This is a genomic window from Macrococcus sp. CoH-51_TC_04, assembly GCF_058188655.1.
On the sequence record NZ_JBVGOY010000012.1, the window covers coordinates 24,877 to 37,696 of the forward strand.

Below are 12,820 nucleotides of genomic sequence, written 5' to 3' on the forward strand. Positions count from 1 at the left end.
ATACTATCTTTATACATCAACGTTTGCGTATTCTGCATTCTCTTCAATGAACGTACGACGATGTTCTACAACATCTCCCATCAGCATCTCGAAAACTTCATCCGCTTCAATCGCATCGTTTAATGTCACTTGTAACATTGAACGGTGTTCTGGATTCATAGTCGTCTCCCATAACTGATCCGCATTCATTTCTCCTAAACCTTTATATCTGGCAAGTTGCCATTTCGGTGTCGTCGGCAATTCTTTTCTCAATTTATCAAGTTCACGTTCGTTATATACATAATATTTTTTCTTACCTTGTTCCACTTTAAATAATGGAGGTTGTGCGATATAAACATATCCTGCTTCCAGTAGAGGTCTCATAAATCGGTAGAAGAATGTAAGCAATAATGTTCTAATGTGTGCACCGTCCACATCAGCATCTGTCATAATAACAATCTTATGATATCTAGCTTTAGAAATATCAAATTCTCCACCAATACCTGTACCCATTGCTGTAATCATAGAACGGATTTCATTATTTCCAAGAATTCGATCAAGTCTTGCTTTTTCAACATTTAAAATTTTACCACGTAACGGTAAAATAGCCTGCGTCTTAGAGTCTCTTCCTGATTTCGCTGAACCACCCGCTGAATCTCCCTCTACGATATATAATTCACTAAGGGATGGATCTTTGCTTGAGCAATCCGCAAGTTTTCCTGGAAGACTGGAAATTTCAAGTCCTGACTTACGACGTGTCACTTCACGCGCTTTCTTCGCTGCAAGTCGGGCACGCGATGCCATAATCCCTTTTTCCACGATAATACGTGCAATTGGTGGATTTTCTAATAAGAAACGTTCAAAGTTTTCTGCAAACAAGTTATCAGTAATTTGACGTACTTCTGTATTACCGAGTTTTGTTTTCGTTTGTCCTTCAAACTGCGGGTCTCCATGCTTAATGGAGACGATTGCAGTAATCCCTTCACGTACATCTTCTCCCGATAACTTCTCATCGGCTTCTTTAATCAATTTATTCTTTACACCATAACTATTGATTACACGAGTTAATGCACGCTTAAATCCATCTTCATGTGTACCACCTTCATAAGTATGAATATTATTTGCATAGCTCAGAAGATTTGTTGAATAGCCATTGTTATATTGAATTGAAATCTCTACTTCAATCTCATCACGATTATCATGAATATAAATCGGTTCTGGGAATAGGACTTCTTTAGATTTGTTCAGTAATTCAACGTACGATTTAATTCCACCCTCATAGTGGTATATATCATGACGAATTTCTTCTTTATCTCGTTCATCCTTAACTTCAATCTTGATGCCTTTATTTAAGAAGGCAAGCTCTCTAGTTCGTTTTTGAAGAATTTCGTATTCATATTCTGTTGTTTCAGAAAATATTTCTGAATCCGCTTTAAAACGAATGACAGTTCCAGTCTTATCGGTTTCTCCGATTACCTTTAAATCAAATGCTGGTACACCACGGTGATATGCTTGATGATGAATCTTGCCATCTTTATGAACATATACTTCCAATGTAGACGATAAGGCATTAACAACTGATGAACCAACGCCATGCAGTCCTCCTGAAACTTTATATCCGCCGCCACCAAATTTACCACCAGCATGCAGTACAGTTAAAATGACTTCAACCGCAGGACGACCCATTTTTTTCTGAATATCTACCGGAATACCACGACCATTATCCGTAACTTTTATCCAGTTATCTTCTTCTATCGTCACTTCAATATGATCTGCATATCCAGCAAGGGCTTCGTCAATACTATTATCAACAATTTCCCAGACAAGATGGTGTAACCCCCTTGATGCCGTAGAACCAATATACATACCAGGACGTTTTCTTACCGCTTCTAATCCTTCTAGTACCTGTATCTGATCGGCACCATACTGATCTAAATTTTGTTGTTCCACTATGTTCACCTATCCTTTAGTTAGTCGAAATCTGTCCTTCTAATACATTGAATAATTTCGCTCTATTGATTGTTTCGTGTTCAATACCTTCTACTGACGTTGTCGTCACAAATGTTTGAACTTTATGTTGTATTGTCGTTAACAGGTGCGTCTGTCTATCATCATCCAACTCACTTAGTACATCATCCAGCAATAAAATTGGATACTCTCCAATTTCCTGGTTAATAAGTTCAATCTCTGCTAATTTGATAGATAATGCAGTTGTACGCTGCTGGCCCTGCGAACCATATGTCTGTACATCAATATTATTTATTTTAAAGCTTAAGTCATCACGATGCGGTCCATATAAGCTTTGAGTTCTTTCAATCTCCTTGTCCATATGCACATTTAATATACGAATCGTTTCCTCAAACATCTCCTGCTCAGCTAATTCATAGTTCAAGCTTGCATTGTATCGTAAAGAGAGGTGTTCTTTATCTTTTGTAATGCCTGTATGAATCGGTATTGCTAATGCTTCTAGCTGTTCGATAAACTTTTTTCGTCTCAATGTTAACTTCACTGCATATTGGGCAAACTGTTCATTGATAACTTCAAGCATTGTTTTATCATTACTACTCGATAATTTCATTTGCTTTAACAAATGATTTTTCTGCTTTAATAATCGCTGATAACTTGATAAGTCATTTAAGTAAACGGCAGATATCTGACCTATTTCCATATCGATAAATCTTCTTCTTATTTGTGGGTTCCCTTTGACTAAATTCAAATCTTCAGGAGCAAAGAGTACAACATTCATATGGCCAATATATTCCGTTAATCGTTTCTGTTCTAAATAGTTTACTTTAGCTTTTTTTCCTTTTTTAGAGATGGACAAAGATAATGGCATAGTGCCATGTTTGTAAGACAACATACCTTCGATATGACTATATTCATGTCCCCATCCTATCAGCTCTTTATCATTAGAAGTGCGATGGCTTTTAGCCATTGCGAGACAGTAAATTGCTTCAAGTAAGTTTGTTTTTCCTTGTGCATTAATGCCTATGAAAATATTTACTTCATCACTAAAATTTAATTCCGCAGTTTCATAATTTCGATAATGAGTTAGCGTTAACGTCTTTAATTTCATTCTGTCGTCTTATACGTGATCTGATATGTTTCACCTTCAACTTCCAGTAAATCATCCTGAAGCAACTTCTTACCACGTCTATTTTCCGGTTCTCCGTTTAAAACTACAGGATGATCCTGCAAATACCATTTCGCTTGTCCACCTGTAGAAATAATGCCTTCTGATTTCAGAAATTGTCCTAGCGTAATTTCTTTATCAAGTTCGATAATATTTATCATTTCACGGCTCACTCCTATCATTCAGTCATTATATAATTATACCGTTAATTCACAAAAAATGCATGTGTTTTAAAAGAATAAAAAGCGTTGGAATAAGATATTCCAACGCTTTTACACATAAATCATAATTATTGAAGTTTAATTTGCATAATTTTCTTTTTTTACACACAACATAGTTATTGTAATTAGTAGAAATGCGATGCCCGCTAAAAAAGGAATCGTGACAAATCCAAAATAATTAATATACTGAGCACTACAAGGCACTCCTCCAACACAAGGTTTAACCTCTGCAAATCCTGGTATCTTCTGCTCCATATAATGATAACATGAGAAGCAGAAACCTATGATAGAGAAAGTCATTATTAAATATTTATAATGATAAGTGTGATTAAATACTGCAAACCCTGCAATAATCACTATAGGATACATAAGTATCCTCTGATACCAGCACATCTCACAAGGAATAAAATGACGTATTTGAGAAAAGTACAGACTTCCCAATGTGGCGACAAGTGCAATTACCCAGGAAATATAGAAGTATGTAGTATTTTTCATTGTTTAACTGCCTCATCGATTACTTTGTCCACTTCAGCAGGATCCATTGGATTTTTAACTTCTTTTCCGTTTACAATGATCGTCGGTGTCATTGTCACATTATGTTTTTCAACGAGATTGATATCCTTTTTTACTGCTGCTTTTTCTTTTAAAGCTTCAACATCTTTTACAAGTTGATCTACATTACTGACAGAGGCAGTTTTTGCTGCTTTCTTAACAGCATCAATCGTCAACCATTCTTCTTCTGTATCAGGTTGCATTTCGAATAATGCCTGTTGAAATGCACTATACTTGTCAGGTTCTTGTTTAATCAATGTTTCAGCGGCCAGACTCCCAAGCATCGATCCTTCACCATGAAATGGTGTATTAATGAAATACAGCTTAGCTTTTCCGCTATCTATGTATTTCTTTTTCAAATCTGGTTTGATATCTAATTCAAACACCTTACATGCAGGACATTTAAAATCTCCAAATTCTATGATGGTCACCTTTGCATCATCTTTACCAATCATTGGTTGATCTTTAATATCGATTTGATCTAATAATTTTAATCCTTGCTGATTGTTTGTATCTGCAGTACCTAATGATTCCGTATCTACGGAACTTTCTTTCTTATTCTGGTTAAAAATGATCAATGCAGCAATGACGCCAATAACAAGCAGAGTCATTATCATCGTAAAAATCAGTGAGCCTTTATTTTTCATAACTATCTCCTATAAAATTAATTGATAGTATAAATTTTATATTAATTAACCAAATTTTGCACGTGAATAATCATTAAGATTTTGTGACATTATTTAGTTTTAAGTGCACGTTTGAAGTTTTTAAGCATACTTTTATCTGTACTGAACACACTTCCTTTATATATTTTAGCGGCGATAAAGAGTAGCAAAATGATTGTAACAATACAAACAATTATACCTATCATAATCTCGATATCACTCGTTTTAGTTGAAATCGTTCTGAGTAACATGATTTGAGGTGTGAAGAACGGAATATAACTTGCAATTTTTACAAGTAATGTATCTGGTTTAGATAAACTAAACATCGCAATATAAAAAGCAATCATATTTAGCATCGTTATGGGCATAATTGCCTGTCCTATATCTTCGATACGGTTTGTCAAAGATCCAACAATCGCACTAGAACTTATATAGATAAGTAATCCCAATATTAAAAAGATGATTGTATATATTAATATCCTTATATTTTCTGGACCAAAGGTAAACCCTAATTCACTGACGGTTTCTTCCAGGCTAAATGCATATATACAAATGATAATAGCAATGGCGTATATCATCATCTGCGTCACTGCCACAGCGATTACACCTAATATTTTAGCCATTAAGTGGGTAATCGGAGAGATGCTCGTAATAATCATTTCGATCACACGCGAAGATTTTTCTTGAGCAATTTCTGTAGCAATTTGACTTCCGTAATTAATCGTAATAATAAAAATTAAAAATAAGCCTGCATAAACTAGTGCCGTATTTAGCGCTTTACTTTGTTCTGATACGTTATTGTTCGCATCTTTAGGCTTAATAACTTTATCTGTAACTTTTGCTTCACTCATCACACGGCTTAAATCATCTTGTGATAAATTTAATGATTGTGCAATATTGTTACTTTGAAATGCTGTTAAAGTTGAACGCACTGCACCCATCACACTGTCACTTGCGTATTCGGTTGAATATACTTTTGCTTCAATTGTTTTATCTTCGTTTTCCTTTATGTCAATTAAATATTTATAAGTTTCATCTTTAATCCCTTCTTCACCTTTTTTAAAATCCACAATTTTTAGTTTCTTTTTCTTGTCAAGATTATGATAACTTTCTTTAAAAGCTGTTGCCAAAGCTTTATCCGAGCTTGAAATTACAGTAATTTCATCTTCACTCCTATCAAAGAAATCATAAATTTTATCAGCATTACTTAATCCAACGAATATAATAATCATGAATAGCGTCGAGAAGATAAAGGATTTACTTGATATTTTCTTCCAATATGTCAGCCAGAATGTCGGTATAAATTTATCCAATCGCACCACCCACTTTCTCAATAAAGATGTCGTTCAGAGAAGGTTCATCAACTTGAAATCTTGTTACAAAACCTATGTTTTTTACCGCTTCAAAAACAATGGGTGCAATCGATTGATCTTTAATCGTTAATCTTACATCATTTTTATTTTGTTTGAACTTTATAACACCCTCAATTTCAGCGAGATGACTAAAATCATGGTCCCCTTCGATAATAATTTCTTTCTTTCCAAAATCGTGTTTCACTTGCTTAATATTACCCGAAACAACCGTCTTGCCTTTATTTAATATGCACACATAATCACACATTTCTTCTACGTGTTCCATACGATGTGAACTAAACACAATCGTTGCTCCATTGTCGTTCATCTCTTTTACTGCTGATTTAAGAATTTCAACGTTTACTGGATCTAATCCACTGAATGGCTCATCTAGTATTAATAATTTAGGATTATGTATAATTGCTCCGATTAATTGAATTTTTTGCTGATTACCTTTTGATAATTCTTCAATTTTTTTATGTTTATTCTCCGGTACTTCGAAACGCTCTAACCAGTAATCTAACGCTTGATCAACTTCTGACTTTTTCATACCTTTTAAACGTGCCAAATATTGAATTTGTTCCGAAACTTTCAATTTCGGATTTAAACCACGCTCCTCAGGTAAATATCCGATATTATCTGTCATTGAATAATTAATCGGTTTTCCATCAAACGTAATTGTCCCTGATGACTTTTCTAACAAACCAAGAATCATCCTGAAAGTTGTTGTCTTACCTGCACCATTCCCACCAAGAAATCCGAGCATTTCTCCTTGAGGAACTTCAATATTGACATTATCCACAGCTTTAAACTCTTCAAACTGCTTTGATACATTTTCAAGTTTTAACATAGACATCTCCTTTATTGTATTTACTAACAATATTATACAATTTTTAGTATAAAAATTTCAAAATATAATAAAAAAAACTGAGCAATCGCTCAGTTTTAATATGTTCTAATCGGTAAAATCAATTGGATTAAATTATCGTCTTCGTCAGGTTTTAGAATGAAAGGTCTCATCGTTCCAAAGAATTCAACACGTACATCATCAACATCGATTGCACGCAACGCATCCATCATGTACTTAGAGTTAAAAGAGATTTTAATTCCAGTTCCATCGAATTTAGATGTCTTTACATCTTCCTTTACAGTACCTATTTCAGGAGACGTAGATGATAATTCTACCGCATTGTCAGTTGCAGATAGCTTAATGACATTATTTCCGCCTTCACGCGCTAATAACGATGCACGATCTATAGCATGGAAAAAGTCACCATTATTAATTGAAAGTGCTGTTTCTGAGATTTCAGGGAATAATCTCGATGTATCTGGATAATTTCCTTCAAGTAAACGAGAAATAAAGTTAATATGTCCAAATTTGAATAAAACTTGGTTCGCTGCAAAGAAAATATCAATCGTATCTTCATTATCTCCAATAATTTTATTGAGTTCGCTTAAAGCTTTACCAGGAATAATGACATTAATTTCGTCGATATTCGTATCTTCTAGTTTTAGTTTACGTAAAGCTAAGCGATGTGAATCTGTTGCAGTACAGTTTAATATATTATCTCTTATCAGCCAGTTAACACCTGTTAATACTGGACGTGTTTCTGACGTGGACACTGCAAAATTTGTTTGCTTTATAATGTTTTTAAGAACTTTTACAGGTAATGTGATTGCTTCTTCTTCACTTACTTGTGGTAGAAGTGGATATTGATCAGAATCAATTCCTGAAACATTGAACTCTGATTGCCCTGATGTGATTTTTGCCTGGAATTGATCATTCGTTTCAATGGTTACTGTGTCAGCAGGAAGTTTTTTTATGATATCAACAAAGAATCTACCTGGCAGTACGATTGATCCTTTATCTTCTACTGTAAGAATTTCTTCATGATTGAGTTCTGAATGAATTGTAATTTCGATAGATACTTCAGAATCTGAACCGGTTAAGACAAGTCGGTTATCAAACACATCTAATTTAATACCGGTTAAGACAGGTAAAGTTGTTCTTGGTGAGATTGCTTTTAATGTGTCATTTAATTGTGCTATAAAGTAGTCTCTTTGAATTGTAAATTTCATAGATAAATCTCCTTAATTGATATTTATAAGTATATAATATCTTTTTTAAAATAGTAATAATAGTAATAGGGGCTGTGAATAGGTGGATAAGTGGATAAATGATTAGAGTCTGTAAGTATCCACATGTGCATAACTTGTGTGTAAGCTCAGCACTATTATCCACAATATCCACAATTAGCTGGTGATATCTTTTTCGATATTTTTCAGTTCGTTCTTTAAGCTCTCGTCTGTTTCCAGTTGATTTTTTATCTTTTCATGTGCGTGTATCACTGTAGTATGATCTCGTCCACCAAATTCTTCACCAATCTTTGGTAAAGAGAAGTCTGTTAGTTCACGTGCAAGATACATTGCTATTTGTCTAGGAAAAGCAATCGATTTCGTACGTTTCTTAGCACTAAAATCTTCGAGACGCACATTATAATATTCTCCGACTGCAAGTTGAATATCCTTAATCGTTACTTTTTTAGGCTTACTAGTAGCAATAATATCTTTTAATGCTTCAGCGACAAGATCGGAATTAAGTTCACGATTTACAAGTTTTGAATATGCAGAGACACGTGTTAAAGCACCTTCTAATTCACGAATATTGGACTGAATTTGCGTAGCGATATAAAGCATTGCTTCGTTCGGGATATCAATATTTTCTTCTTCTGATTTCTTTCTTAAGATAGCAATTCTAGTTTCCAGATCAGGTGGCGTTACATCGGTAATTAATCCCCACTCGAAGCGGGTACGAAGGCGCTCTTCTAATGTTGGGATTTCTTTCGGTGCACGGTCACTAGAAATAACAATTTGTTTATGGTTCTGATGTAACTCATTGAAAGTATGGAAGAATTCTTCTTGGGTAGATTCTTTACCAGCAAGAAACTGAATATCATCAATTAAAAGAACATCCACATTTCGATATTTTGATCGGAATTCTTCAGTCTTGTTATCTTTAATCGAATTAATAAATTCATTCATAAACTTTTCACTAGAAATATAAACAACTTTCGCATTTTCTTTATGCTCCATCACGTAATGTCCAATTGCATGCATGAGGTGCGTTTTACCAAGTCCTACACCACCATAGATAAATAGGGGGTTATAAGCTTTTGCGGGCGCTTCTGCGACAGCTAAACTTGCTGCATGGCTGAATCGATTTCCACTGCCGATTACGAACGTATCAAATGTATTATCTGTATTTAACTGATTTGGTAATAGTTCCTGATTTGTTTGCTGCATCTTTCTTACAGGGACTTCTTTTTCATTATTCGTAAGTTCATCTTCAGAAGAAATCACTTTTATATTGAGTTTTTCTCCGATCTCTTCGATAAATGCTTCTTGAATAAAATCAATATAATTTGTTTGCAGCCATTCTGAAATAAAAGAAGTAGGTGCCTGAATCACTACTTGATGGTTATTTAACACTTTAATTTTTGTATCTTTAAACCATGTATCATAACTTGCAGGTGCAAGCCTATGCTTTATATTTGCGAGTACTTTTTCCCAAATGGTATCTATTCCGCTCATAATATATCCTCTTTCTAATCAAAATTCTTTTTTAGTTATACACATAATATCTAATTGTGTATAATATTAATAACAAGTTCAAAATTAATTATCCACAAGTTACACACAAATTGTGGATAATTAATCAGGAACAACTTTATCCACAGAAAATATAATCAAATCTTATCAAAAAAAAGTAATAATATCAATATGTTTAAATGGTTATCCACAAAATTATACTTAATCACACACGTTATAAAAATGAGCTGTGGAATTTAGGAAAAACCAGTGGATAACTTTAAAAGGCTAAAAATAGGCTATTAGTTATCCACAAAACCATTAAAAATATATGTGGATAAGTGGATAAGCATAATAAAAATTAAAAGTTGCTTAACATATAGAAATTTGGTATACTCCAATAGTTACTATAAATCACTAGGCGAAATTCTAATAAGAATCGATAGATGAAATTTCATTTAATGGAGGTGTTTTTAAGTGGTAAAACGTACTTATCAACCAAATAAACGTAAACATAGTAAGGTTCATGGATTCCGTGCACGTATGAGCACGAAAAACGGACGTAACGTATTAGCGCGTCGTCGTCGTAAAGGCAGAAAAGTATTATCAGCATAAGATCACTGAACATTCAGTGGTCTTTTTTTTGTTTAAATAGGATATAAATTTTAGTATAATAAATAAGAATATGTAATGATGATGAGATGGTGTATAAAATGGAGAAAGCGTATCGTATTAAGAAGAATGAAGATTTTCAGAAAATCTATAAAAATGGTAAGTCTGTAGCGAATCGCCAGTTTATTATATATCGTCAGAAAAATAGTGAAAATGAGCATTTCAGACTCGGTATTTCAGTTTCTAAGAAAATTGGTAATGCTGTCACTCGAAATAGAATAAAGCGTGCGATAAGAGAAAGTTTTACGAAACATAAAGAAGATATTATTAAAGATGATTTTATTGTAATCGCCAGGCAACCTTCTAAAGAAATGACAACGAATGAGATCAATAAAAGTTTGGAACACGTAATGAAGATTGCCAAAGGTTTTAACAAAAGAATCACTTAAAGACGGAGGAAATCTATTGTTAGAACAAACCTTTATTGATGTTACTGTAGAAGATGCAATTAAAAAAGGATTAGATATCATGAATGTTTCTGAAAGTCAGGTGAAGATTGAAGTATTGAATCCTGGAAAGAAAGGGATATTCGGGATTGGTAAACAAAATGCAGAGGTTAAGCTCATTATAATTAATCCGGAAGTAAAACGCGAAAAAACGAGTATACCTATCAAAGAGCAATCTTCAGATAAGAATATAGATGACACGCCTAAAGTTACAATGCCTGAAAAGAATATTGAGATAAAGTCAAATAGAAATCAACAATCTCTGGAATCGGTTAAAGAGTATGTATTGCAAGTTATTGCTGCTATGGGATATGAAGCTTCTATGGAAATTATCTATAAGAATAAGGATGAAGTTATTATGAATATTTCATCAGCAGAAGCATCTCGAATAATTGGTAGACGTGGTCAAGTTTTGAATAGCTTGCAAGTCCTTGCACAAAACTATTTCAATCATCTTGAAAAGGGATTCGTCACAATTACGTTAGATATCGAAAATTATCGAGAAAAGCGAAGAGAAACGTTGCAGAATCTAGCTTTAAATATGTCAAAAAAAGCCATAGCGACTGGTGAGCCAATTAAATTTGAACCAATGCCGAACTATGAGCGTAAAATTATGCACCAAATCCTTGGAAAGATAGAGAACATTGAAACATATTCAGAAGGTAGAGAGCCTCATCGTTACCTTGTCATTCGTTCAAGATAATATTTACTTGATTAACTCTAAAAACGATTGTTTTTAGAGTTAATCTGTTTATGCGATGCAAAGTGATTTATTATTCGTAAGATTAAGCTTAAAATTTAAAAGAATCAAAGGAGGGAATTTTATGGAATTGGATACTATTGCAAGTATTTCAACACCCATGGGTGAAGGTGCGATTGCGATTGTCCGCCTATCAGGTAGTGATGCCGTATCGATTGCGGATAAATTATATAAAGGCAAGTATCAATTAAATGACGTTGCATCACATACGATTAATTACGGGCACATTATAGACCCAGCGTCGAAAGAAGTTGTTGAAGAAGTGATGGTCGCAGTGATGCGAGCGCCAAGAACATATACGCGTGAGGATATCGTGGAAATTAATTGTCATGGCGGAATTATGACGGTTAATCGTGTGCTTGAACTCGCACTTACGAATGGAGCAAAACTTGCTGAACCAGGTGAATTTACAAAACGTGCTTTCTTAAACGGAAGAATTGATTTATCTCAAGCCGAAGCCACGATGGATTTTATTCGTTCTAAAACAGATCGAGCAAGTCGTGTTGCAATGCAGCAGATTGAAGGACGTTTAAGTGTGCTGATTAAAGGTTTAAGACAATCTATCCTTGAAATATTAGCTCAAGTAGAAGTGAATATTGACTATCCTGAATATGATGATGTTGAAGAAGCTACCAATACATTTTTAATGGAAGAAGCGCGTAAGATTGAAGGAAGTATTACGAATCTTTTACAAACAGCTAATCAAGGTAAAATTTTAAGAGAAGGATTATCTACAGTAATTGTTGGTAAACCGAATGTCGGAAAAAGTTCGATGCTGAACAACTTAATTCAAGATAATAAAGCTATCGTTACAGAAATTGCAGGAACGACTCGTGACGTGCTGGAAGAGTATGTGAACGTGCGTGGCGTGCCACTAAGACTTGTAGACACGGCGGGTATCCGTGAAACAGAGGATATCGTTGAAAAAATCGGTGTAGAACGAAGTAGAGAAGCGCTTAAGAAAGCAGATTTAATATTGTACGTATTAAATAATAATGAAATTTTAACAGAAGAAGATTATAAGTTAGCAGAAATAATAAAAAATGAAGATGTAATCGTGATTATTAATAAGACCGATTTAGAAAATAAATTAGATTTAGAAGAAGTTAAAACGATGATAGGGAATGCACCAATAGTTAAGACTTCAATGCTATCACAACAAGGAATTGAAGAACTCGAAGAACAGATTCGTACATTATTCTTTGCTGGAGAAGTGTCAAATCAAGATATGACATATGTATCAAATGCAAGACATATCAGTCTACTTAAAAGTGCAAAAACTTCGATTGGTGATGCGATATCTGCAGCAGAATTAGGTGTGCCAATTGATATGATTCAAATCGACCTGATAAAAACATGGGAATTACTCGGTGAGGTTATTGGTGAGTCTGTCGACGATGGGCTTATTGATCAACTCTTTAGCCAGTTCTGTCTCGGAAAATAAGGAGGAAA

The 12,820-nt window shown here is 34.1% G+C and carries 13 protein-coding genes; 4 read left to right on the plus strand and 9 right to left on the minus strand.

The features are described 5' to 3' along the window. Positions 1–9: 9 nt before the first annotated feature. From gyrB to dnaA, 9 genes are all read right to left on the minus strand, one after another. A complete protein-coding gene (gene gyrB / locus ACZ2V4_RS10135) occupies positions 10–1,938 on the minus strand; it encodes a DNA topoisomerase (ATP-hydrolyzing) subunit B (protein ID WP_423245792.1) in 1,929 nt (642 codons plus the stop codon). Between the two features lie 7 nt (positions 1,939–1,945). Next, positions 1,946–3,055 (minus strand): DNA replication/repair protein RecF, encoded by a 1,110-nt coding sequence (recF, locus tag ACZ2V4_RS10140; RefSeq protein ID WP_490514820.1) that lies wholly within the window; start codon positions 3,053–3,055, stop codon positions 1,946–1,948. Next, complete coding sequence (gene yaaA, locus ACZ2V4_RS10145; protein ID WP_041635745.1) at positions 3,052–3,273, minus strand: S4 domain-containing protein YaaA; 222 nt, start codon at positions 3,271–3,273, stop codon at positions 3,052–3,054. The genes recF and yaaA overlap by 4 nt, the downstream gene beginning before the upstream one ends. Before the next feature lie 138 nt (positions 3,274–3,411). Then, the gene (locus tag ACZ2V4_RS10150) at positions 3,412–3,828 is read right to left on the minus strand and encodes a disulfide oxidoreductase (RefSeq protein ID WP_219493433.1); all 417 of its coding nucleotides are present in this window, start codon (positions 3,826–3,828) and stop codon (positions 3,412–3,414) included. After that, complete coding sequence (locus ACZ2V4_RS10155; RefSeq protein ID WP_490514821.1) at positions 3,825–4,532, minus strand: DsbA family protein; 708 nt, start codon at positions 4,530–4,532, stop codon at positions 3,825–3,827. The genes ACZ2V4_RS10150 and ACZ2V4_RS10155 overlap by 4 nt, the downstream gene beginning before the upstream one ends. 89 nt (positions 4,533–4,621) lie before the next feature. Further along, complete coding sequence (locus ACZ2V4_RS10160; protein WP_219493431.1) at positions 4,622–5,863, minus strand: ABC transporter permease; 1,242 nt, start codon at positions 5,861–5,863, stop codon at positions 4,622–4,624. Next, complete coding sequence (locus ACZ2V4_RS10165) at positions 5,856–6,758, minus strand: ABC transporter ATP-binding protein (RefSeq protein WP_419895213.1); 903 nt, start codon at positions 6,756–6,758, stop codon at positions 5,856–5,858. Before ACZ2V4_RS10165 ends, ACZ2V4_RS10160 begins: the two co-directional genes overlap by 8 nt. A gap of 89 nt (positions 6,759–6,847) precedes the next feature. Next, a complete protein-coding gene (gene dnaN / locus ACZ2V4_RS10170; protein ID WP_219493430.1) occupies positions 6,848–7,981 on the minus strand; it encodes a DNA polymerase III subunit beta in 1,134 nt (377 codons plus the stop codon). Positions 7,982–8,155: 174 nt separating this feature from the next. Continuing rightward, positions 8,156–9,493, minus strand: coding sequence for a chromosomal replication initiator protein DnaA (dnaA, locus tag ACZ2V4_RS10175; protein ID WP_219493429.1), 1,338 nt, complete (start codon positions 9,491–9,493; stop codon positions 8,156–8,158). Between the two features lie 474 nt (positions 9,494–9,967). Here dnaA and rpmH point away from each other — a divergent pair, with 474 nt between their 5' ends. The 4 genes from rpmH to mnmE all read left to right on the plus strand — a co-directional run bounded on the left by rpmH (position 9,968) and on the right by mnmE (position 12,812). Further along, the gene (rpmH, locus tag ACZ2V4_RS10180; RefSeq protein WP_041636245.1) at positions 9,968–10,105 is read left to right on the plus strand and encodes a 50S ribosomal protein L34; all 138 of its coding nucleotides are present in this window, start codon (positions 9,968–9,970) and stop codon (positions 10,103–10,105) included. Positions 10,106–10,203: 98 nt separating this feature from the next. Next, a complete protein-coding gene (gene rnpA / locus ACZ2V4_RS10185) occupies positions 10,204–10,551 on the plus strand; it encodes a ribonuclease P protein component (RefSeq protein ID WP_015912456.1) in 348 nt (115 codons plus the stop codon). A gap of 16 nt (positions 10,552–10,567) precedes the next feature. Beyond that, positions 10,568–11,311 carry an RNA-binding cell elongation regulator Jag/EloR gene (gene jag / locus ACZ2V4_RS10190; protein ID WP_490514822.1) on the plus strand — a complete coding sequence of 248 codons (744 nt, stop codon included), beginning with the start codon at positions 10,568–10,570 and terminating at the stop codon, positions 11,309–11,311. 121 nt (positions 11,312–11,432) lie between these two features. Further along, positions 11,433–12,812: a tRNA uridine-5-carboxymethylaminomethyl(34) synthesis GTPase MnmE gene (gene mnmE, locus ACZ2V4_RS10195; RefSeq protein ID WP_458620165.1), complete on the plus strand. Its 1,380-nt coding sequence runs from the start codon at positions 11,433–11,435 to the stop codon at positions 12,810–12,812. The last annotated feature ends 8 nt before the right edge of the window (positions 12,813–12,820 follow it).